Source organism: Ruegeria sp. CDSC021 (assembly GCF_059610845.1).
The window spans coordinates 52,648-75,847 of sequence record NZ_JBXWOK010000011.1; the positions used below are offsets into that span (position 1 = coordinate 52,648).

Consider the following 23,200-nt stretch of genomic DNA (forward strand, 5'->3'; position numbering starts at 1 on the left):
CCTGTCAGGGCAGAGTAGCAAGGCGCAAAGAAGTTACCAGATCAATCTTCGTCGACCCTGCCGCGCAGAGATTTGACATCCGAACGGGCCTTTTTGGCGGCCAATCGACGTTTGACCGAGCCAAAGGTGGGCTTGGTGGCGATACGCCGTTTGGGTTTGACCAGCGCGCGGGTGATCAGTTCAGCCAATCGCACCCGCGCAATCTCGCGGTTGCGGGCCTGGCTACGCGTTTCCTCGCACTGGATGATGATCGCGCCCTCTTTGGTCCAGCGCCGCCCAGCCAACCGTTTCAGCCGCGCCTTGACCGGATCAGGCAGTGAGGGCGAGCGCGCCGCTTCGAACCGCAGCTCAACCGCGGTTGAAACCTTGTTCACGTTCTGCCCGCCAGGGCCGGAAGAGCGCACAAAGCTTTCGGTCATTTCCCAGTCTTGCAGGGTGATATCGTCATTGATCCGCAACATGGGGCGGACCTTACAAGTGCTGTGCGGAAACAAAAAGGGCCGCCCTAGCAGGACGGCCCTTCGAAAGTTCAGGAGGTTGGGTCGGTTAGATCAATCGACCAGCCGGAGCGAGCGCTCCGCCAAGGGCTGCCCTAACGGGCGATCCCCCCGGTTGTTCCAACACCTCTCTCCAATCTCTTTCTCGACACTGGATCACCTCCTTTTCTATCTGTTGCGGTTAACAAGGATGGTGACACAAGCTGTGCCATTCTCAAAGCGTTTTTTACACGGGCTGCGCGGTCAGGCGCGCAACGATCACCTTGAAGGGGATCAGCGCAATCAGTGCCAGCGACAACTTTACCAGCCAGTCCGCAAAGGCCAGCGTGACCCACAGGGGTGCCATCGGGCCAGACAGCATGAAGGGAACAGGCTCCCACGCCCAGCTGATCGCAGCGTCGGCATTGGCGCCGAAGATCGCGATCGAGGCAGAAAAGGCGATAGTGAAGAACAATGCTGTATCCAGCGCCGAACCCACTAGGGTCGAGACCAGCGGTGCGCGCCACCAGCGACCCCCGCGCATTGCATTGAACACGGTGACATCGGTCAGCTGGGCGATCAGGAAAGCAGTGCCAGAGGCAACAGCGATCCGCAGCGGCACAGCGGCATAGGTGAACCCGTCGCCCTGCAGCATGATCTGGCTGCCGATCAGCGAGCAGACGATGCCGGTGACGAACCCGGCAAACACGACCTTGCGGGCGGTGGCCACGCCATAGACGCGGTTCATGATGTCGGTGACCAGAAAGGCCAGTGGATAGGTGAAAGCACCCCAAGTCAACAGCCCGTCAAGGATCAGGAACTGGACCAGAATGTTCGAAGCCACAACGATGGTGGCCATGGCAAGAATGCCGGGAATAAAAGCGCGTTGCATGTTTTGATGCCCGTTTTGACAAGGTAGCGGCGACTTGGCCAAGGGACCGTCCCAAGGCAAGCCGTGCGTTTAGACCTTTGTTTCGAGCCTGTCAATCGGGCAGCAGATATTCCACCAGTTCCGTCCGCTGAAGGGCCAGAAAATTGTCATCCGAAATCATCGTAACCCGCAACCTTCCCTGATCGTCACGCCAGACCGACAGGCCTTCGAGGTTGTCATGCGTCCCGCGCGCGGTTTGCAGCAAGATCTCTTCGGATTGCGGAGTGTCACCATTCAGTTCCCAACGCCTGAGCTGCGACCGAAAGCCTGTCAGGGACACCGATCGTTCCAGCACATAGAACCGCCCGTCGGGGCCGAAATCCGCGGCTACTGGCAGGAACTTGCCCCGTTGCGGCAGGACAAAAGGTGTCGACCACGACAGACCATCCCAACGATATACCGGTATGTCCCCCGATACGGTACGGCTCTTTTCGGTCAGGGTGTACAGCCGCCCAAGCCTGTCAATGGCCAGAGCCTCGAACGAGCCGTTATGGTCAAGAACCTCAAAGGCTTTGGGGCGTGGCAGAACCTGCGCCGGGCCGGTTGGATCGGAATAATAAGCCACCCGGTGCACACCCTCGAATGAGATATAGACCCCACCGTCAGGGGCGATTGCCAGGCCTTCGGAATCGCCCGCGGTGCCCACCAGAACCTTGCCGGTGCTGGACAGGATGGGCCAGTGCCGCTGGATCTCGATGCCAGTAATCTCATCCTCGTTTCGATCAATACGAGCGTCCAACATCGTTGCACGATCACTCAGCGCGATCATGCGGGTGCCACCGTCAAAGATGTGAATTCCGGAATATCCGCCGAACCAATCCGCCTGATGTCGCCAGGCAAAATTGTTCAGCAAAGCGGCAGGCTTTGCTCCCTCGGCCCAGACACCCCCTGACAGCAGCAGCGCCGCGATCAGTTGGATTGCAAGACGTTTGTGCATTGCTTGGGCAGATCGGCCAGCCGGTATTCGCGTCGTTTCTTGGGAGCAGGCGCGTTTGGATCGGGCGGTGGCGGGTTGAGGATGTTGTTCACCCATTGCTGTGCTTCGGCGCAACCATCACCCTTGGGCGGCGGATCCTGATTCACGCAGCCGCTTGATCCTCTTGGACAGGCCAACCGCACGTGGAAATGATAGTGATGGCCCCACCACGGTCGGATTTTACGCAGGTAAGCGCGGTTTCCCTTTTCGTCATTGCACATCTGCACCTTGGCGCCGGGAAAGACGAATATCCGCGCCACGCGCTTGTCTTTTGCCGCCTCACGCAGCACTGCGTGATGCTGTTTGGTCCAGCTGCCGTTGACGAAGGCACCGTTCGAGCGGCGCAGGGAAATCGAAGAGATATTCTCGCGCGACTTGCGGGAAAGACGCATGTTGTCACCGGGCAGCATCCAGATATCGATGTCCAGACCCAGCTGGTGGCTGCGGTGGCCCGATGTCATCGGCCCGCCGCGCGGCTGGCTGATATCGCCTATATAGAGACCATTCCATCCTGACTGCTTGGCTGCAAACCGGCTCAGATCCTGGACATAGTCGATCGCCTGCGGATGGCCCCAGTTGCGGTTGCGTGACAGGCGCATAGCCTGCCATGTGGGTCCGGTTTCGGGCAGTTGTACCGCCCCCGCTGCACAGCCGCGCGAATAACTACCGAAAGCGGCCGGTTTTTGTTGTGAACTTTGCTTTTGGCCTCCGAATAACTGCTTGGCCAGCGGCTCGGAACCTGCGGTACCGGCGAATGTGATTGCGGCAATGACCGCGAAAAAACGTAATAAAATCATCTGCTCTGATCCCCTTCCGGTTTCACCCAGCGCATTAGGAACAGTCCCAGAATAAACAACAGAACTATGGGTGACACCCCCAGTCGCGCACTACCGGTCACAGTTGTGGCAATCCCGATCAACAACGGGGCCGCAAATGCGGTGGCGCGGCCGGACAAGCCATACAGGCCAAAGCTCTCGACCGGGGCAGCGGGATCGGTGTGGCGCACCATCAGAGAACGGCTGGCCGATTGTAGGATACCCCCCATGCCGCCGATCAGAACACCGCAACCAAAGAACACCAGATCCGGCAGGCCCGACCCTTCGGGCAGGGCGATGCCGTAGATCTGGGTCCGGTCCATCATCACGACGGTGATACAGACAAAGATCAGTACCCAGATCGCAACCAGAATGACAGGTTTGGGGCCGTATTTCTTGTCCAGCTTGCCGCCAAGCCAGGCAAAGGCTGCCGCAGCCAGAACGCTGACAATCCCGAATACGCCGATCTTGATCAGATCCCATTCCAGCACCAGCCGCGCATAAACGCCGCCAAATGTATACAGCCCGTTCAACGCGTCACGATAGAACATGGACGAGCCCAGATAGCTGGCGAGGCTAACGCGATTGCGCAGGTTAGAGACTGATTTGACCAGCAGCTGCAGCGCCTCTTTGACGCTGCCTTTCTTTTCGACATCTGGATCGTCGCGCACCCACAGGAAATAGGGGATCATGAACAGAATGAACCACACGGCGGTGAACGGCCCGACAAATCGCGTGCCTTCGCGTGCTGCGGCGTCCAGACCAAAAACAGGGTCCATGCCGATCAGGGTCTTGCCATTACCCTGCTCAACAAACAGGGCCAGCATGATTGCCAGCGAGATAAGCCCGCCGAAATAGCCAAAGGCAAAACCCGAACCCGATATCTCGCCCACCTCACTGTCATCACCCAGATCGGGCAGCTGAGAATTGGCGAAGATCAGCGCGTATTCCGCCCCGACAAAACCCAGGCCAAAGGCCGACAGCATCAGCCACATGTTTGACCCGTCCGGCAACGTGTACCACAGCGCAGCAGAGCCCACCGCGTACATGATGGAAAAGCCGAATATCCATGGTATACGACGGCCCGAAACATCCGCCATCGCCCCCATCAGCGGGGCACCGAAGGCGATGATCAGCCCCACGATGGTCATGCAGTTCGCCCACACCGTCTGCGCCCGTGCGTCTGCGGCATCGGAACCCAGCCCGGCGTTCAGATAATACTCGGCGGCTACTCCGGCAAAATAGGGCCCAAAAACAAAGGTCACCAACAGCGTGTGATAGGGCTGACTTGCCCAGTCGAAGAACCACCAGCCCCAGATGCGTTTGCGCTTGGAAATCTCTGCCATACCTGCCCCGTTTTTTATTGTTGGCATCATAAGACGGGGCTTTGGCTCAATTCGCAAGCGTTCTGTTGGCGCGGACTTGCTCTTTTGTGCAGGGGCGCTTAGGTCTCAGCAGATGTGAAATCCGGAGGCCCCATGCTGTCGTTGATCCAAATTCTGCTGCTGATTCTGGACATTGTCTGGTTCATCATTCTGGCCCATGTCATCATGAGCTGGCTGATCAATTTCCAGGTGCTGAACCTGCATCAACAGTTGGTTGCGCAGATCTGGTACGGGCTGAACCGCCTGTTAGAGCCGATTTACGGCCCGATCCGACGCGTTCTGCCTGCAATGGGCGGGCTTGACCTGACGCCCCTGGTGGTTCTGATCGGTGTCTATGCGCTGCGTATTATCCTGATCAACAATATGGTCTATTTTGTCTGACCTCTTGTTCGGTGAATCTTAGTATGTGATTGTCCTGTCTTAAGAGCAGATAAACCTTAAAACAGGGCACCCCCGCACATGTTCGACGCCGCGCCTTTGCTGCGAGATGTCTTTGGATTCGACGACTTCCGCCCCGGTCAGGAAGAGATCGTCGATGCCGTCACGCTGGGCGAAAACGTGCTGGCCATCATGCCCACGGGTGGCGGTAAATCCCTGTGTTTCCAGCTGCCTGCGCTGATGCGTGAAGGGGTCACGGTGGTGATCTCTCCGCTGATTGCCCTGATGCGTGATCAGGTGCGCGGCTTGCAGGAAGCAGGCGTCGAGGCCGGCGCGCTGACCTCCGGCAATACCCCCGAAGAAACCGATGCCGTGTGGGAGGCGTTGGAGGCCGGACGGCTCAAGCTGCTGTACATGGCTCCCGAACGTCTGGCCGCCGGATCGGCGCTGGGCATGTTGCGGCGGATCAATGTCAGCTTGATTGCGGTGGACGAGGCGCATTGCGTCAGCCAATGGGGCCATGATTTCCGCCCCGATTACCTTCGGATCGGAGAGCTGCGACGTGCGCTGAACGTGCCCCTGGCCGCCTTCACCGCCACGGCGGATGCGGAAACGCAGGACGAGATTGTCGAAAAGCTGTTTGACGGCGCGGCCCCGCGCAAATTTCTGCGCGGGTTCGACCGGCCTAACATCCACCTGGCCTTTGCCGCCAAGGATGGGCCCCGCAAACAGGTCCTGGATTTTGCCGCCGCGCGCAAAACCCAATCCGGCATTGTCTATTGCGGCACCCGCAACAAGACCGAGGTTCTGGCACAGGCCCTGCGCGCCGAAGGCCACTCTGCCTGTCACTATCACGGCGGCATGGACCCCGAGGATCGCCGCATCGTCGAGACCCGCTTTGCGCGCGAGGATGGTCTGATCGTGGTGGCCACGGTTGCCTTTGGCATGGGCATCGACAAGCCCGATATCCGCTGGGTCGCCCATGCGGACCTGCCCAAATCCATCGAAGCTTATTATCAGGAAATCGGCCGCGCCGGGCGCGATGGCGCTCCCGCAGAAACCCTGACCCTGTTTGGGGCAGATGACATTCGCCTGCGCCGGTCACAGATAGACGAGGGGCTTGCTCCGTCTGACCGGCGGATGGCCGATCACGCGCGGTTGAACGCCCTGCTTGGCTTGGCCGAGGCGCTGGCCTGCCGCCGTCAGACTTTGCTGGGTTATTTCGGTGAACAGACCGAACCCTGTGGCAAATGCGATCTGTGTGACAGCCCGCCGGAAGTGTTCGATGGCACCACCCCGGTTCGTATGGCCCTGTCCGCGATCCTGCGCACCGAGGAATGGTTCGGCGCAGGCCATCTGATCGACATCCTGCTGGGCAACGAGACCGACAAGATCCGCGCCCGCCGCCATGATGCGCTGTCCACCTATGGTATCGGCAAGGACTGGTCGCGCCCGCAATGGCAGGCGATCTTCCGGCAGATGATGGGCCATGATCTGGTCCGTCCTGATCCCGACCGCCACGGTGCGCTGCGCATGACTGAGGCCGCCAAGCCGATCCTGAAAGGCGAGGCGCAGATCAACTTGCGTAAGGACACGATCCGCAAAGCAACCCGTCGGCCTGTGGTCAAAGAAATGGTATCCGAAGAAGACGCACCGCTGCTGAGCGCACTCAAGGCGAAACGCCGTGCGCTGGCCGAATCCGCGCGGGTCCCGGCCTATGTTATTTTTCCCGATCGCACCCTGATCGAGATGGCCGAAACCCGCCCCGCCAATCTGGACGATATGGCCCGGATCAGCGGGATCGGTGCCAAAAAGCTGGAACGCTATGGCGCGACATTTCTTGAGGTTCTGACCGGCGCGGTCGAGGAACTGCACCCGGCCCGCCGCAAATTGGCCGGGCGCGATCAGGGTGAGATTTTCGACCGCCTGCTCGAAGTTCAGTCGCAACTGTCGCGCGGCCCTGATGGAATCGACAAGCCGCTGACCTGTACCGCCTCGCAACTGGCAAAGGTGGCGCAGTTGCGATCAGACGACCCGCGCGCCATCGAACAGATTCTGGGTGGCCGCCGTCACGAAAGGTTTGGAGCCGCCTTTCTGGACGTGCTGCGTATGGCAAGCTAGATACCCACCAACAGGCAAGAAACGAGGGCGACTATGCTGGTAGTGATTTCCCCGGCCAAACGGCTGGATTGGGCAGAACGGAATGTTGAGGTCACGCAACCCGACTTTCAGGATGACGCGATCCGCCTGTCGAAAACCGCCCGCAATCTGACGCTGGGCGACCTGAAAAAGCTGATGGATCTGAGCGATGATCTGGCCCGCCTGAACCGCGACCGTTATCGCGCCTTTTCGGACGCCCCCGATGCTGTGGCGACACGCCCGGCCGCACTGGCCTTTGCCGGAGACACCTATCAGGGGCTCGAAGCGACTTCGCTGGATGTGGAAGAGATGGCCTGGGCCCAGGATCACCTGCGCATCCTGTCCGGACTGTATGGCATATTGCGTCCGCTGGACGCCATTCAGCCCTATCGGCTTGAGATGGGCAGTAGGCTGAAGACCCGGCGCGGCAAGAACCTGTACGATTATTGGCGCGACCAACTAAGCAAGGCGCTGAACGCTCAGGCAGCCGGGACCGGTAGCGATGTGCTGTTGAATTGCGCCAGTCAGGAATATTTCGGTGCAGTAGACCCCAAAGCGCTGAAATTACGGGTCATCACACCGGTCTTCATGGAAGACAAGGGCGGCACGCCAATGATCGTCAGCTTCTTTGCCAAAAAGGCACGCGGGGCGATGGCACGCTATGTCATTCAACACCGTCTGTCCGATCCCGCCAGCCTGACGGAGTTCGACTCGGGCGGCTATGAATACCGCCCTGACCTGTCAGAGAACGACAAGCTGGTCTTTATCCGGCCCTATCAGGCCTCAGCCAGCATCGACGGGTCGTAAGAGACCAGTTCAACTGTGTTGCCTTCCGGGTCTTCGGTGAAAATTCCGCGCCAACCAACCCATCCGAACTGCTCGATGCGATAGGGTTGGCCGATCTTGTCATACCAACTCATGACCGCCGCCTGCTCGTCGAAGGGCAGCGACAATGCGATATGATGCAGCGACGATCCCGCTCCTGTTTCGGGACCTTCTGCACCGGCCCGATATTGCCCCGGTCGTGGCGCGGTGCTGTGGTGAAACAGGGCCAGAACTTGCGTATGGCCGCCAAACCCCTCGGCTATCCGGAAGAAGGTTATAGCGTTGTCATGATCACCGCTCAGACGCTGCAGGCCGATCACCTGTTCATAGAACTGCACCATAGCGGCCATATCTGCGCAGCGAATGGCAATCTCGCCCAGCGCGCGGGGGTAAAATCCACGGTCATCAGTCATATCGGCAGCCTAGATCGCTCGGGTTTCGTCATCAAGAACCGGTTGCGTCCCGTCTGGCCGATGGTCAAGGATCATCTGGTGGATTTTCTGTTTTTGCAACGGTTTGGTCAGGTAGTAGTCCAATCCAGCCGATAAAATACCCTGGTCATCTCCGCTCATTGCATGTGCGGTCAGGGCTACGATCGGGACGTGCTGATTGGTTTCAACCTCGCGGCGGCGGATTTCACCTGTGGCCTGTTTACCATCCATTCCGGGCATCGAGATATCCATGAATATCAAATCCGGGTCGAATTCCAGATGGGCGGCGACCGCCTCAAGCCCGTTGCCCGCAAAGCGAAGATCAATGTTCAGATCCTTGACCATCTTGCGCAGGATCAGCTGGTTGGTCTTGTTGTCCTCAGCAGCCAGAACCCGCATGAGCCTTTGATCCTCGGCAATCGGTCTGACCTGCGCAACCGTTGGGTTTTGCGTGTCGGAACCATTCGATATCGAATCCGCTGATCGTCCCAGAGCGGTCAGACGTGCATATAATTCTGAACGAGGGATCGGCTTTTGCAACACTCCGTCAATGAGCTGGCAGGCCGGATGAGCATGAATCACGCCGGGATTGGCCGACATGACCACGACAGAGATATCCGTCCACCCCCGGCCCTTTATCGTGGCCGCCAAATCCAGCCCGTCCATGTCCGGCAGATCGTGATCGCACAGCACCAGATCTACGGTGTCATCAAGCGTAGCCAGCGCCTCGGTTCCGGTGGTACATTCGGTAACCTTGGCACCCAGGCGACCAAGTTGCTTTGACAGGATCGCTCGATTGACAGCCAGATCTTCAACCACGACCACATGGCGCAGACATCCTTCCAGATTCGGGGGGGCGGGTTGCGGACCTTCGACCGTCGGCAGCGTTATCCGAAATCCAAAACAGGACCCCTGGCCCGGCTCGCTTTCGACCCAGATAGCACCGTCCATCAATTTGATCAGTCGTTTGGTGATGGCCAGACCCAACCCGGTCCCTTCAAACTGTCGGTTTTGTTCATCCTCGACCTGATTGAATTCACCAAAGATATGCGCCGCTTTATCCTCGGCAATACCGATACCGGTATCTTCTATGGCAACATGAATATCACAGGCCTGGGCCTCCGCGCGAGGGACCCCCGTGACGCGGATCAAGACATGCCCTTCCGCGGTGAACTTGACAGCGTTGCCAACCAGATTGGTCAAGACCTGACGCACCCGGCCCGGATCGCCTACGAACAGGGTTGGCAAAAACAAGTCATAGTCGACTAAAAGGCTTAAACCCTTGTCACGAACACTGGGCTGCAGCAGCATCGCCACCTCAAGGATACAGCGTTCGAAATCGAACTGTTCGGGGTGCAAGACCAGCTTATCCGCCTCAATCTTCGAGTAATCCAGAACATCGTTGATGATCACCAGCAAGGCTTCACCGGAATTGCGGATCGTGTTGAGATAGAGCCGTTGTTCTTCATCCAGCGCGGTTTCGGTCATCAACTCGGTCATGCCAACAATACCGTTCATGGGCGTGCGGATTTCATGGCTCATATTGGCCAGGAATGCAGATTTCGCGCGGTTTGCAGCCTCGGCCCGTTCGCGCGCCGCGGTCAGTTCGGCCTGATGCCGGACCGAGGCGGTTATATCAAGCGCAAGGCTGACCACATCGCCACCGCCACCGCGTTGATCAATCAGCTTGATATAGAGCCCGTTCCACAGCTTGACGATTTCTGACGGCGGGTTGGACAACTTCCAACGGGCCAGCATCCTGGCGCGCCAATCATCCTGCGCCTCGTCCACGGTATCAATCAGACCCTCCTGCGTGAGGGTTTCCAGAATTCTGCCATAGCTGATGCCGGGCGCTACTTCATCCAGCCCCTCAAACAGGCTGAAATATGAGGTATTTGCCCCGATCAACCGGCTCTCTTCGTCGAAGAATGCAAACCCGTCTGGGAAGGTCTGGATCGAATGCCATAGCCGCCGTTCGGCCACTTCGATCTTGGCATTGGCCAATGTCAGGTCCGATTTAACTTTTTCATTTTCATCGCGCACCGTCTCAACCTCGGCCCGCGTTTCACCAATGCGTTTAGTCAGAGCCATCGCGTGCAGGCCCAATTTCCGGTTGGCCGCTGATAGCTCGGCTTGTTTCATCTCAAGCAGACGTTCAGCGGCAAGCCGTGCGCGTCTTTCCTGTGCCAGTTTGGTTGCAAGACTCATCAAAGGTGATCCCGGTACAATCTGCCCACAGCATCCCAACAGAGCGTGAAAAAGTGTTTAAGTCGTTGCCTGTTGCAACAGACCAAATGCAGGCTCAGAGGCCGTAAACGCCCAAAACTGCCTGCCTCGCCGGTACCTGCCTTTTCCTACTCAACGCAAAATCTGCGGTATCTGAATGCGCTACAGGCGCTCAGATCAAAGAAATTGTGTGGGATTACACGACAAACCTGACGCAGCAAAGCCGGTTCAAACGGTGCTTTACCAAGACTGATGCTGTTGGTTGGGGCCACAATCAGCGTTGTGGTCGAATGACCTAACGTCGACCTTCACGCAGCCAACCCGCCAGAAGGAAACCGCCGGCCAGCAAAAGCACCAGCCAGGGCGGTAGAACACCAGCCTGTGTTACAGAGCTGGTCTGGTAGGCATCGCGCGGGGTCAGCCCGATCCAACCGCGCCCCGATGCTGGCCGCCCAGCGCGGACATTTCGGATCGAAGGCAAACCGTCCTCGACCCGGATCACACCGCCGCGCAATTCGGCCAGAACCGGCTCAAGGATCTGATCAGTAGCAATCGTGCGCTCAAATTCTTTGGGGGCCGCAGGGCCCAACCCAATTACCGCCGAATGTTCACCCTCTTGCAGCCGATAGAGGCCAATCTCGGGGCCGAAGATCTGAGCTTCGAACCGCCCCGGAGAAACTTCGTTCAGCGTCACCTCAAGTGTCTCGCCATTGGGCTGCGTGATGGTAACTGTTCCGACGTCATCCCCCAGGGTTTGACGGATGACGCGCATGATTTGACCATTTGCTTCGGCCCACAGAGCCTCTTCCTCAAGCTCGGGTTCTTTCATCATCCAATGTGCCAATCGCCGCAGCAGTTCAAGCTGCGGACCACCGCCGTCGAAGCCACGGCTCCAGAGCCAGGCGTGGTCAGAGGCCAGCATTGCCACGCGCCCCTCTCCGACCCGGTCCAGCACCAGCAGCGGCCGGTCATCGACGCCGGTCATCAGCGTTTCACCTGATCGGAACAGGACATCAACCTGGCGCAACCATGCTCCCCAATGCTCGGAATCGCCCAGATCCGTCGTCACCGGGTGCCGGTGCCCCATATCTGTAACTGTGGGGACAAAGCGTTCTTCGATGACCCGCGCGGTGGGTTGGGCCGGAAGAATCGGCGCCAGCGGCGAGCGGAAGATACTGTCGGCACTGGCAAAATCAGGGCCAGCCGCAATCAGAACCGCACCACCATCATTGATGTAATTGGTGACATTCTCCAGATAGACCGCAGGCAGAATACCACGCCGCTTATAGCGATCAAAGATGATCAGATCGAAATCGTTGATCTTTTCCAGAAACAGTTCTCGAGTCGGAAAAGCGATCAAAGACAACTCGTCCACAGGCACACCATCCTGCTTTTCAGGCGGTCGCAGGATCGTGAAATGCACCAGATCGACCGAGCTGTCGGATTTCAGAAGGTTCCGCCAGGTCCGTCCACCGGGATGCGGTTCACCCGAAACCAGCAGCACCCGCAGACGGTCGCGCACACCATTCATCTGAATCAGTGCGGTGTTGTTGCGGTCGGTCAACTCTCCTTCGACGCCTGGTACGGTAAACTGGATGACATTCCGCCCGCCATGGGACAGCTTGACCGGTAGCTCGACATCGACACCGATTGGAATGGTGAAATGCTCTGGCGCATTGCCATCAACCGAAATTTCCAAAGGCGCATTCGCAGCCGCAACAGGAACTGCGCCGCTATCCTCAACCCGCAACGTCAGCGTGACCGGTTCTCCGATAATGGCAAAAGCCGGTGCATTGCGGACGATCAGACGGCGGTCCCAGTCGCTGGCCCGCCCAGTCTGCAACAAGTGCATCGGTGCAGGCAGGTCAGGGGCCTGATCAACGTCATGCACGATCCCATCCGAAACCACGAGGATCCCCGCAATGCGCGCACGGGGTTCCTCGGCCAGGACTTTGTTCAGCGCAGCCATGACCTGTGTGCCCTCATCCCCATCGCTGTCAGCCACCCGGATCCGGCGCAGCTCGGTATTGTCGCGCGTGTCGATCTCGGCCGCCAGTTCGGCAGCGGCCTGTGCTGTCTGTTCCGGGCGATCGGACAGGGTCTGGCTGGCGCTTTCATCCTCGATCATCACCACGATGTCGGTCAGCGGAGTGCGATCTTCGACCTGATAAACAGGCCCCGCCATGGCCGCGATCACGACCAGGGCGGCCAACCCGCGCAAGGCCCAGCCAGACAGGCCCCGCCACAGGGCTAGAACAACGCCTGATATGGCAATCGCGGCAACGACCATCAGAACGGGCCACGGAATCAGAGGGTCAAATATAACGGTTCCGGTCATTGTCCCAACCTGTCCAGCAGCGCAGGCACATGGACCTGATCCGATTTGTAATTCCCGGTCAGCACATGCATCACCAGATTGACGCCAAACCGATTGGCCAATTCCCGCTGCCGCTCACCGGCATATCCGCGCCCGACCGGCAACAGGGCCTGCCCGTTTCGGTCGACGGCCCAGGCTCCGGCCCAGTCATTCCCGCCGATCACTACCGGGGTCACATTGTCGTTTAGGTTGCGGAACGGCATGCCGTCGATTTGTTCCGCATCCGGCGGGGCGGCTTCGACCCAAATCTCGGTACCGGCATATCGGCCCGGGAAATCCTGCAGCAAATAGAAGGCCCGCGTCAGAACATGGTCATCCGGAACAGGCTCTAACGAAGGGATATTCAGCGGGGCGGCCAGTTGTTGCAGCTTGCGGCCATTGGGGCTGGCTGCACCGAAACGCGCCACATCCGCGTCGCGCGTGTCGAACAGGATCATGCCGCCCGAGCGGAGATAGGCATTCAGCTTGGCATAGGCTTCGTCCGAGGGTTGCGGCTGTTCTGGCGTGATCGGCCAGTACAGCAGCGGGAAAAACGCCAGCTCGTCCCGTTCCAGATCAACGCCGATGGGCTCTGCCGGTTCGACCGAAGTGCGGAAGAACAAAGTTTGCGCCAAGCCACGCATCCCGGCGCCCGCGATATCGTCAACCTCCGCGTTTCCGGTCATGACATGAGCCAGTACCAGCTCTTGCGTTGCCATCAGGGCAAAATCGGTTTCCTCGGGCGTCTGAGCCTGAAGGTCAGGTGCAATCAGCAACGCACCCAGCGCCATCGCCGCGGCCCGGGCCAGCCCAAGTCGCCCCGACAACAGAAGTGACGCAATGACGTCCACTGTCAGCAAGATCAGCGCGAGGCTAAGCAAAATGCCCCCGACCGGCGTTTCGGCGCTGATTTCCTGCCCTTTGATCGGCACATCAGATGGCCAGATGGCTGGCGTCAGCACCGTATCCGCATCCAGTACATTCAGCGCCAGTTTTTGCTTGCCGCTTTCATACAGGCCCGGCCGCAGGTCCGGCCCGATTGCGCCCGAGGCCAGATCAACCCCATCGACACCGGCCAGGTTATCCGCATCCGACAAACCTCCGAACCCATCCATGACCTGCAGCGGTTCCCAGGTCGTGCCCTGTAGTTGCGATTCTTCCCGGGATTTCGCAGCCGAGGCAACGGCGAGCCGGTCCAGCATCTCGACAAACAGGCCCGACAGAGGAAGGCTCGACCATTCGGCATCAGCGGTGACATGGAACAGCACCACCTGCCCCAACCCCAACGCCTTGCGCGTGACCAGAGGTGTGCCATCCGAGAGCGATGCAATCACCCGATCGGCCAAATTAGGGTCTGGTTGCGCCATGACCTGCGTGGTCACCGAAACATCCGGTGGCACGCGCAGCCCGTAGAAGGGTGAGGTTTCGGGGAACGGGGCCAGACCTTTGGCCTCACCCCAGCTCATCGCGCCGCCGACCGAACGGCCACCGCTGCGCAGGCGCACCGGCAGCAAGGTATCCTCGACATCCCGCCCCAGATCGCTGGCGGCCATGCGCGGCCCGGCAAAGCGCAACAGCAGCCCACCCTGTTCGACCCATTCGGTCACCGCCAGTTGTTCCGCTTCGGCCAATTTCGCCACATCCGCCAGAACAATCACATCCGGATTGGCGGGCAACACATCCATCAACCCGCCCTCGACAAAATCCGCGGTCGGGACCAAAACCTGTGTCAGATAATGCAGCGGCGACAACAGCTCTAACCCTTCACGGTTCAAACTGCCCGCAAGCAGGGCCACCTCACGCCTGCGCAGGCTGTCATCGGTCAGCGTTACGGCACCCGCCGACCGCTGGCCCTGAATCTCAAACCGGGTGATTCTGGCCCGTAGTTCCGAGGGCAGCGCCAGCTCCACCTGAGCAAGCGTTTCGCCTTCAGCAAAGACGATATTGGCGGATTGCAGAACCCGCATTGCGCCCGCCGGATCGCGCCCCTGTGCCAAAATGGTCAGGATGTTTTCCGGACCAGCAGTGGCGCGTTGGGCCGTCAGTTGAATGACACCATCCTGATAGGCGGCGGGCAGAATCGCATAAACAGGCGAGCCTGACTGGTACACGGTCACTTCCCCGCGCGATTGCAACGCAGCCAGAACCGTTGCCCGACCCGCAAATTCCAGACCGTCGCTGAACCAATATGTATCAAAGCCACCATCAAGCTGATCCAGCACATCGAGCACCTGATCCATCTGCAGCTGAGTTGGTTGCCAGGGCATCGGAGTCACCCCCGGAAGCCGTCCCCGCCATGCTTCGGCGGCCTGAAAGACAGGGGCTTCTGGCTCCGTCAAGTTGAGCAAGGCCACCGTGCGTCCGGCGCGTCCGGCCTCGGTCAGCTGCGTATCAAGCTGGTCCTGAAGCGATGGCCAGCCGCTTGCACCTGCCCAGCTGGCATCCAGCACCAACAACAGCGGCCCCGAACCCACCTGATCCCGCGAGGGATTCAAAACCGGCCCGGCCAGACCGATAATGATCGCCGCCGCCGCCAGCATTCGCAACAGCAGCAACCACCATGGTGTCCGATCCGAAACACTCTCGTCGTCCTTCAGCCCCAGCAGCAGCGTTACGGCCGGAAACATTTGCCGGATCGGCGCAGGCGGCACAGCGCGCAGGACCAGCCACAGGATGGGCAGGGTCAACAATCCCAGCAACACCCAGGGCGCGGTAAAGCCTATCCCAGCCAAAACCGTCATACTCTGCCCCCGTCCAAAGCGCGATACAGCCATAACAGAGCCGCCTGTGCGCTGTCGCCAGTGTGGTGCAGCCCCAGTTGCCATCCCGTCACCCGACACAAGCGCATCAAGGCATCCTTTCGTTCGGCAAGGCGCGCAAGATACCGGTCACGAAGATCAGAAGCCTTGAGCGTTTCATGCCGGGCCGAGCCGCCAACGCTTTCGAAAATGGTGCGCCCGCGATAGGGGAAATTCTCTTCACCGGGATCCAGCACCTGCAGGACCACCCCGCGGACGCCACGATCCGCAGCTTTGGACAGGGCCAGTTCGACCTCTTCCATCGGGCCGAGAAAATCAGAGATGAACACCGCCCGCGCATGTGGGATCATCGCGCGGTGCTCGGGCGGGGCATAATCGGCCTGATCATCCTCGGACCAGGCCTGCGCAAGCCGGATGATCTGGGCATTGCCGCGCCGGGGCGGCAGGGTTGTGCCCGTCAGGCCCACACGCTCACCACCGCGCGCCAACAGGATCGAGGTTGCCAGCCCCAGCAAGCGCGCGCGATCCGCCTTGGTGGGCAGCGAAGCGTCCGAGGCAAAGCGCATCGACGCGCCCTGATCCACCCACAGCATCACCGATTGGGCAATCTGCCATTCGCGTTCGCGCACAAATTGTTGATCGCCACGGGCCGAGCGGCGGTGGTCGATCATCCGGCGGCTGTCGCCAACCTGTGCCGGGCGGTATTGCCAGAAATCATCGCCCATCCCGGACCGACGGCGCCCGTGGTCACCCAGCAGGACTGTTCCGGCCAGATGCTCTGCCCGCGCCAAAAGGGGCGGCAGCCGGGATGCCTCGGCCTCGGATCGTTCACGAAGGGTCAGCCCGGCATTCACGCCGCAGCCTCGGTTCGGATCAGCCCAAGTGCGGTCGAGTCAATCAGATCGGCCAGGCTGTCACCGCGCGCCCGGGCCGCAAAGTTCAGCGCCATACGATGGCTGAGAACCGGGCGGGCCATCTCAAGAACATCCTCGGCATTGGGGGCTAGTCGCCCCTGCAACATGGCGTTGGCACGCACCGTCATCATCAACGCCTGCGCCGCGCGGGGGCCAGGGCCCCAGGCCACGGTTTCGGCCACACGATCGGACACGCCTGCTTCGCCGGGGCGGAATGCGCGGACCAGATCCAAAATCAGTTCGACCACAGACTCGCCGACCGGCATCCGGCGCAACAGAAGTTGCGCCGCCAGCAATTCCTCTTTGGTGAAAATCTGATGAGCGTCGTCTTCTTCGACACCGGTCGTGGCCAGAAGGATATCCCGCTCGGTCTGACGATCCGGGTATTCGACGTCAATCTGCACCAAAAAGCGGTCCAACTGCGCCTCGGGCAGCGGATAGGTGCCTTCTTGTTCAATCGGGTTCTGCGTGGCCAGCACGTGAAACGGCTCATCCAGCGCACGATCCTCGCCCGCAACGGTGACGGTGCGTTCCTGCATCGCTTGCAGCAAAGCCGACTGTGTACGCGGGCTGGCGCGGTTGATCTCATCCGCCATCAGCAATTCACAGAAGATCGGGCCGGGAATGAACCGGAAGTGGCGACTGCCATCCTCGGCCGTATCCAGAACCTCGGACCCCAGAATATCAGCCGGCATCAGATCCGGCGTGAACTGGATACGGTTGCCATGCAGGCCCATCACGGTCGACAAAGTCTCAACCAGCCGGGTCTTGCCCAGCCCGGGCAAGCCGATCAGCAACGCGTGCCCGCCGCATAACAGCGCTGCCAGCGTCAGGTCCACGACCCGCTCTTGCCCGATAAAGCGTCGGGTGATCGAGGCCTTGGCCTCTTGCAGTTTAGTTTCCAGCGCTTCGATCTCGGATACGAGGTCGGCAGGTTCGCTCATGACTTTCCCTTCCGTGGACGAGTATGGTTGAAGTGTATCGCGCGAAAAGGAAATGGCAAAAGTAATGAGCGGACAAATCCCTGTGACACCTTCTCCTGATGGCATTGCGGCATCAGTCAAAGCCGCGAAAACACGGGATTTACCCCCTGTTCACCTGTGGAATCCCCCGTTTTGTGGCGATCTGGACATCAGGATCGCAAAAGATGGTTGTTGGAGTTATTTAGGCTCGCCCATCAACAGGTTCGAGCTTGTGAAGCTTTTTTCCTCAATTCTTAAGAAAGAAGAAGGCAAATATTACCTGGTGACCCCGGTCGAAAAGGTGGGAATCACGGTTGAGGATGTCCCGTTCGTCGCTGTCGACTTTGATGCCACAGGCTCAGGCGCGGCGCAGATTTTGACTTTCAGCACCCATGTGGGTGACACGGCCAAGGCCGGACCGGATCACCCGATCCGTGTTGAGTTTGATCCGAAGACCCAGGAACCCTCGCCCTATATCCTGATCCGCGCAAATCTAGAGGCGCGCATTGACCGCAAAAGCTTTTACCGACTGGTCGAGATCGGCACCGATCATGAAGACTGGTTCGGGGTATGGTCAGGCGGTCAGTTCTTTCCGCTGATCCGCTCAGCCGATCTGGGCTGAGCGCGGCCTGCGATCCTGCGCCAGAACAACGGCGACCGCCACGATGCCCGCGCCCAGCGCGCGGGTTGAATTCCATTCATCCCCCAGCACAATCATGATCAGCATCACGTAAAATGGCGCGATGTTCATATGGAATGAGGCCAGCGCCACGCCCAGCTTGCCAACCGAAGCAACGAACAGGATCTGGCTCAGCCCCAGCGAAATCAGCGCATAGATCCCCAACATCCCGATCTGCTGTCCGTCAATGGCAACCTCGGGGATCACCTCCATGCCCAGCAGCCCAGCGGCAAAGCACAAGATCACGGCCATGGCAAAACCACCGATCAACGTGATCGTCGCGCGCCCGGTCTGGCTGAGTTCGGGAAAATCGCGCGCTGTGGTCATGCTTCCCCAACTGAAAAAGACGACCGACACGACCGCGCATAAGGCCCCAAGGCCCAGCTGCGCCGGGGCGACGGCGCTGGTGGCGATCAGCCCGCCGATAATTGAAACCAGAACGCCCAGGCCAAAATTCCAGCTCAGCCGACGTGTGCCCGCCTTAAGCTCCAGCAGGGTTGCGATTAGTGGCGCGCAAGAGGCGATGATGACGACGGTTACCGGATCGGTCAGCTTTTGCGCCAGGATCAGCAGGAACATCGGGCAGCCAAAGCCAAACGCTCCGACGATCATGGCCCATCCCCATCTGGCCCTTAGAATACGGCTGGGACCGTCCAGCATCAGCCAGATCGGCAGCAGCACCAGAACCGCCAGACCCAGACGTGCCGCAAGCAAGCCCACTGGCGACCAGCTTTGCAACAAGACCTCCGCCGCCGGAAAGCCTGCGGCCCATGCCAGCATCGAGGCAACCGCCAACCCGTTGCCAGACAACGCGGAGTTGCGGTCGGCAGACATAGAAATAGCGGTCCCGCGCACGGGGTCAGGGCTCAGTGCCATGGGTCATACCTCTGGTCAAAGCGGCGCCAGAAATGATTCGCCGCATTGTCCCGAACGTCACTGAATTAAACCGGGTGATCTGGCCGATTTTCGACAATCTGTCGTTTTCAGTCCCTTTCGCTGAAATCACCCGACCGATATGGTCCGGCGAACAGACACGCAAAGGCCATCCATGCCCAAATTCGCTGCAAATATCTCATTGCTCTTTACCGAACTGCCCTATCTCGACAGGTTTCAAGCTGCCGCGCAGGCCGGGTTCAAGGCTGTTGAGGTTCTGTTTCCCTATGATCTGGCTACCAAGGAAACCTGCCGTGCTCTGCTGGCTAACGGGCTCGACCTGGTGCTGATCAACGCGCCACCACCCAACTACACCGGCGGCACTCCCGGATATGCCGCCATTCCGGGCGGTGAGGCGCGGTTCCAGTCCGACATCCGCCGTGTTCTACGCTATGCTCAGGCGCTACGGCCCGAAAAAATCCACATCATGTCCGGATATTCCTCGGGCGCGGATGCTATGGATTGCTTTGTTCAAAACCTGCAATGGGCAGCAGACCACGCGCCCCAACAGCCGTTCACGATCGAACCGCTCAACCCGGTGTCACAGCCTGAATATTTCCTGAACTCTTACGATCTGGCCGCCGAGGTTTTGGATCGCGTGAACCGGCCCAATGTCGGCCTGCAATATGACAGCTTCCACGCCCAGATGATCCATGGCAACGGGCTGCAAGTCTGGAAGGATTACCAAGACCGCATCGTACACGCCCAGATCGGAGCGGCCCCGGATCGCGCAGAGCCCGGTCGAGGTGAGATGAATTTTGCCGAGTTGTTCCGAGCGATTGATGACAGCGGCTACACCGGCTGGGTCAGTGCCGAATATCAGCCCTCGATCCAACGTACCGCCGAGACGCTCGGCTGGATGCACCTTTGATTGTCCGCTCGCACTGGTATTACCTGGAAAAATGGCGCAGATCATTGCCACCTCACACCAAGGATGTCCGGATGATCCCTGCCCGCTATGCCCGCGCCCTGTTCAGCCTGATCATGTCAGGCATGATGTCCTGCATCGTCACCGGTATCGCCACGGCCAAGGCCGTCGGCTTCGGTCCCGCGACGCTGGGCGACTGGATGGGCTCATGGGTTTTCTCCTGGCCCATCGCGTTCACAGTTATCCTACTGCTGGGCCCCAGCGTGCAACGGATGGTCAACCGCATGGTCAGACCACAGGGCTGACCCGCCGCGAAGAGGGCCCGCAGGGCTTGATGAACGGCGGCGCTAGTGCGCCTCGGCCCAATTCGCGCCCTGTCCCGCATCAACGTTGAGTTTCACATCCAGTTTCACTGCTGGGTCCGAAGCCCCCTCCATCACGTCGCGCGCCGCGTCGATCAGCGGGTCAACGGCGTCCTCGGCCACTTCGAACAGCAATTCGTCATGCACTTGCAGCAACATTTTCGCCGGCAACCCATGGATCGCATCCGGCATCCGCACCATGGCGCGTCGGATCACGTCGGCCGCGGTGCCTTGAATCGGAGCGTTGATCGCTGCCCGACGCGAAAATCCCGCATGCGGCCCCTTGGCATTGATTTCGGGCGTATGGATTTTGCGCCCGAATAGGGTCTGCACATAGCCATTCTCTTTGGCAAAGGCGACGGTGTCGTCCATATAGGTCCGAATGCCGGGGAAGCGTTCGAAATAGCGGTCGATGAAGCCCTGCGCCTCGGCCCGTGGAATACGCAGGTTGCGCGCCAGACCAAAACCCGAGATGCCATAGATCACACCGAAGTTGATCGCCTTGGCCTGACGGCGAATATCCGGCGTCATCTCATCCAGCGGCACGTCGAACATTTCGGACGCAGTCATGGCGTGAATGTCCAGCCCATCGGTAAACGCCTGCTTCAAGGCCGGAATATCGGCAATATGCGCCAGAATGCGCAGCTCGATCTGGCTATAATCCAGGCTGACCAGCACATTTCCCGGCTCGGCAATGAACGCCTCGCGGATACGGCGGCCTTCTTCGGTGCGCACAGGGATGTTCTGCAGGTTCGGATCGGTCGAGGCCAAACGACCGGTGTTCGCCCCGGTGATCGAATAGGATGTATGTACCCGGCCCGTATCGGGGTTGATATGGGTCTGCAGCGCGTCCGTATAGGTCGATTTCAGTTTCGACAGCTGCCGCCAATCCAGCACCCGACGCGGCAATTCATGCTCGGTCGCCAGATCCTCAAGGATATCGGCCCCGGTTGAATATTTACCGGTCTTGCCCTTCTTGCCGCCTTCCAGACTCATCTTGTCGAACAGAATCTCGCCCAGCTGAGCGGGCGAGCCGACATTGAAGCTTTCACCAGCCAATTCGTGGATTTCAGCCTCTAACCCGGCCATTTTCTGGGCAAACGCGTTGGACATGCGGCTGAGGACATCGCGGTCAACCTTGATGCCATGCATCTCCATTTCGGCCAGAACCGGCACCAGAGGGCGCTCCAGCGTTTCATAGACGGTCGTTACCTGAACCTGATGCAGCTGAGGTTTGAACAGTCTCCACAGACGCAGCGTTATATCGGCGTCCTCGGCCGCATAGGCGGTCGCTTCATCAATCGGAACCTTGTCGAATGTGATCGCCGATTTGCCGGATCCCAACAGCGGTTTGATCGGAATCGGCGTGTGGTTCAGATAACGCTCGGACAGGGTGTCCATGCCATGCCCATGCTCGCCGCCATGCATCGCATAGGACATCAACATCGTGTCATCAATCGGCGCCACATCCACGCCATAGCGGGTAAAAATCTTGGCATCGTATTTCATGTTTTGCCCGATCTTGAGGATCGACGGGTCCTCTAACATCGGTTTTATCAGTGTTAGAGCCTGTTCAATCGGCATTTGCCCCTCGGCCAGAGCGTCCGAGCCGAACAGATCGTCGGTGGCGCTTTGACGATGGATCAATGGGATATAGCAGGCCTCGCCCGCCTCAATGCAGAGCGAAATGCCGACCAGATCTGCGATCATCTCGTTCAGCCCAGTGGTCTCGGTGTCCACTGCAACCCAGCCACGCTCATAGGCCTGGTCTATCCATTTCTGCAAAGCCCCCGCGTCGCGGACGCATTCATACTTCGACGCGTCGAATGGAATGTCTTCAGCCTCGGCCACATCTGCAACGGGCGCAGGCGCGTCTGCAATCACCGGTGCCTCGGCCCCCAGCTTGTCCGCTATGCGCTTGGTGAGGGTGCGGAACTCCATCTCAGCCAGAAAGCCCAGCAGAGTGTCAGGTTCAGGGTCTTGCACCTCAAGATCGTCTAAGGTGAAATCCAGCGGCGTGTTCTCATCCAACTGCACCAGTCTTTTCGACAGCTCAATCTGGTCGCGTTTGTCGATCAGGGTCTGGCGGCGTTTGGGTTGTTTGATCTCTTCGGCGCGGTCCAGCAGGGTTTCGAGATCACCAAATTCATTGATCAAAAGCGCCGCCGTCTTGATCCCAATGCCCGGAGCCCCCGGCACATTGTCCACGCTGTCCCCGGCCAGCGCCTGCACGTCCACCACACGTTCAGGCCCGACGCCGAATTTCTCGAACACGCCATCGCGGTCGATGCGTTTGTTCTTCATCGCATCCAGCATTTCGACCCCATCGCCGACCAGCTGCATCAGGTCCTTGTCGGAACTGACGATCGTGACGCGACCACCCGCCTCACGCGCCTGTATGGCAAGGGTGGCAATGATGTCGTCGGCCTCATAGCCCTCAAGCTCTTTGCAGGCGATATTGAAGGCGCGGGTCGCCTCGCGTGTCAGGGGCATCTGAGGGCGCAGATCCTCGGGCATGGCCTCGCGATTGGCCTTGTAAAGGTCATACATATCGTTGCGGAACGTATGAGAGCCCTTGTCGAAGATCACCGCCACATGGGTCGGCGCGTCTGGCCCGGTGTTTCCTTCGACATATTTCTGCAGCATGTTGCAAAAGCCCGACACGGCCCCAATCGGCAACCCATCCGACTTCCGCGTCAGCGGCGGCAGCGCGTGATAGGCCCTGAAGATAAAGGCCGATCCGTCAATAAGATGAAGGTGACACCCTTTTCCGAAATTGCTCATG

At 59.4% G+C, this 23,200-nt stretch carries 19 protein-coding genes; 6 read left to right on the top strand and 13 right to left on the bottom strand.

What is annotated here, in order from left to right:
* Positions 1 to 41: 41 nt before the first annotated feature.
* From arfB to AC2FGB_RS16045, 5 genes are all read right to left on the bottom strand, one after another.
* Positions 42 to 461: an alternative ribosome rescue aminoacyl-tRNA hydrolase ArfB gene (gene arfB, locus AC2FGB_RS16025; RefSeq protein WP_281973320.1), complete on the bottom strand. Its 420-nt coding sequence runs from the start codon at positions 459 to 461 to the stop codon at positions 42 to 44.
* A gap of 262 nt (positions 462 to 723) precedes the next feature.
* On the bottom strand, positions 724 to 1,368 hold the full coding sequence (locus AC2FGB_RS16030) for a queuosine precursor transporter (RefSeq protein ID WP_281973321.1): 645 nt from the start codon (positions 1,366 to 1,368) through the stop codon (positions 724 to 726).
* 91 nt (positions 1,369 to 1,459) lie between these two features.
* Positions 1,460 to 2,344: an esterase-like activity of phytase family protein gene (locus AC2FGB_RS16035; RefSeq protein ID WP_142638571.1), complete on the bottom strand. Its 885-nt coding sequence runs from the start codon at positions 2,342 to 2,344 to the stop codon at positions 1,460 to 1,462.
* Positions 2,317 to 3,180: a penicillin-insensitive murein endopeptidase gene (gene mepA, locus AC2FGB_RS16040; RefSeq protein ID WP_496694312.1), complete on the bottom strand. Its 864-nt coding sequence runs from the start codon at positions 3,178 to 3,180 to the stop codon at positions 2,317 to 2,319. The genes AC2FGB_RS16035 and mepA overlap by 28 nt, the downstream gene beginning before the upstream one ends.
* A complete protein-coding gene (locus AC2FGB_RS16045; protein WP_496694340.1) occupies positions 3,177 to 4,544 on the bottom strand; it encodes an MFS transporter in 1,368 nt (455 codons plus the stop codon). Before AC2FGB_RS16045 ends, mepA begins: the two co-directional genes overlap by 4 nt.
* Positions 4,545 to 4,676: 132 nt before the next feature.
* Here AC2FGB_RS16045 and AC2FGB_RS16050 point away from each other — a divergent pair, with 132 nt between their 5' ends.
* The 3 genes from AC2FGB_RS16050 to yaaA all read left to right on the top strand — a co-directional run bounded on the left by AC2FGB_RS16050 (position 4,677) and on the right by yaaA (position 7,907).
* Complete coding sequence (locus AC2FGB_RS16050) at positions 4,677 to 4,964, top strand: YggT family protein (protein ID WP_271951835.1); 288 nt, start codon at positions 4,677 to 4,679, stop codon at positions 4,962 to 4,964.
* Positions 4,965 to 5,042: 78 nt separating this feature from the next.
* Positions 5,043 to 7,082, top strand: a complete 2,040-nt coding sequence (gene recQ / locus AC2FGB_RS16055; protein ID WP_496694311.1) for a DNA helicase RecQ — start codon at positions 5,043 to 5,045, stop codon at positions 7,080 to 7,082.
* 33 nt (positions 7,083 to 7,115) lie between these two features.
* Positions 7,116 to 7,907, top strand: a complete 792-nt coding sequence (yaaA, locus tag AC2FGB_RS16060; protein WP_496694310.1) for a peroxide stress protein YaaA — start codon at positions 7,116 to 7,118, stop codon at positions 7,905 to 7,907.
* Here the strand turns inward: yaaA and AC2FGB_RS16065 are convergent.
* The 6 genes from AC2FGB_RS16065 to AC2FGB_RS16090 form a co-directional block, all read right to left on the bottom strand.
* Entirely contained in the window at positions 7,877 to 8,338 is a 462-nt protein-coding gene (locus AC2FGB_RS16065; RefSeq protein ID WP_282027663.1) for a VOC family protein, read from the bottom strand. The two genes, yaaA and AC2FGB_RS16065, sit on opposite strands and share 31 nt — an antisense overlap.
* Before the next feature lie 9 nt (positions 8,339 to 8,347).
* Positions 8,348 to 10,564, bottom strand: coding sequence for a response regulator (locus tag AC2FGB_RS16070; protein ID WP_282027664.1), 2,217 nt, complete (start codon positions 10,562 to 10,564; stop codon positions 8,348 to 8,350).
* A gap of 313 nt (positions 10,565 to 10,877) precedes the next feature.
* Positions 10,878 to 12,920, bottom strand: a complete 2,043-nt coding sequence (locus tag AC2FGB_RS16075) for a hypothetical protein (RefSeq protein ID WP_496690276.1) — start codon at positions 12,918 to 12,920, stop codon at positions 10,878 to 10,880.
* Positions 12,917 to 15,679, bottom strand: coding sequence for a DUF4159 domain-containing protein (locus AC2FGB_RS16080; protein WP_496694309.1), 2,763 nt, complete (start codon positions 15,677 to 15,679; stop codon positions 12,917 to 12,919). Before AC2FGB_RS16080 ends, AC2FGB_RS16075 begins: the two co-directional genes overlap by 4 nt.
* Positions 15,676 to 16,551 (bottom strand): DUF58 domain-containing protein, encoded by an 876-nt coding sequence (locus tag AC2FGB_RS16085; RefSeq protein ID WP_496694308.1) that lies wholly within the window; start codon positions 16,549 to 16,551, stop codon positions 15,676 to 15,678. Before AC2FGB_RS16085 ends, AC2FGB_RS16080 begins: the two co-directional genes overlap by 4 nt.
* Complete coding sequence (locus AC2FGB_RS16090) at positions 16,548 to 17,555, bottom strand: AAA family ATPase (RefSeq protein ID WP_271951824.1); 1,008 nt, start codon at positions 17,553 to 17,555, stop codon at positions 16,548 to 16,550. Before AC2FGB_RS16090 ends, AC2FGB_RS16085 begins: the two co-directional genes overlap by 4 nt.
* A gap of 64 nt (positions 17,556 to 17,619) precedes the next feature.
* Here AC2FGB_RS16090 and AC2FGB_RS16095 point away from each other — a divergent pair, with 64 nt between their 5' ends.
* A complete protein-coding gene (locus AC2FGB_RS16095) occupies positions 17,620 to 18,195 on the top strand; it encodes a DUF1285 domain-containing protein (protein WP_271951822.1) in 576 nt (191 codons plus the stop codon).
* Here AC2FGB_RS16095 and AC2FGB_RS16100 read toward each other — a convergent pair.
* Positions 18,178 to 19,128 (bottom strand): DMT family transporter, encoded by a 951-nt coding sequence (locus tag AC2FGB_RS16100; RefSeq protein ID WP_246097260.1) that lies wholly within the window; start codon positions 19,126 to 19,128, stop codon positions 18,178 to 18,180. The genes AC2FGB_RS16095 and AC2FGB_RS16100 overlap by 18 nt on opposite strands.
* Positions 19,129 to 19,300: 172 nt before the next feature.
* Here AC2FGB_RS16100 and AC2FGB_RS16105 point away from each other — a divergent pair, with 172 nt between their 5' ends.
* Both AC2FGB_RS16105 and AC2FGB_RS16110 read left to right on the top strand, forming a co-directional pair.
* Complete coding sequence (locus tag AC2FGB_RS16105) at positions 19,301 to 20,056, top strand: hydroxypyruvate isomerase family protein (RefSeq protein ID WP_496694338.1); 756 nt, start codon at positions 19,301 to 19,303, stop codon at positions 20,054 to 20,056.
* A gap of 71 nt (positions 20,057 to 20,127) precedes the next feature.
* Positions 20,128 to 20,358: a DUF2798 domain-containing protein gene (locus AC2FGB_RS16110; RefSeq protein ID WP_142638700.1), complete on the top strand. Its 231-nt coding sequence runs from the start codon at positions 20,128 to 20,130 to the stop codon at positions 20,356 to 20,358.
* Between the two features lie 42 nt (positions 20,359 to 20,400).
* On the opposite strand, the gene polA is transcribed toward AC2FGB_RS16110, so the two are convergent.
* Positions 20,401 to 23,199 carry a DNA polymerase I gene (polA, locus tag AC2FGB_RS16115; protein ID WP_496694307.1) on the bottom strand — a complete coding sequence of 933 codons (2,799 nt, stop codon included), beginning with the start codon at positions 23,197 to 23,199 and terminating at the stop codon, positions 20,401 to 20,403.
* Between the last annotated feature and the right edge of the window lies 1 nt (position 23,200).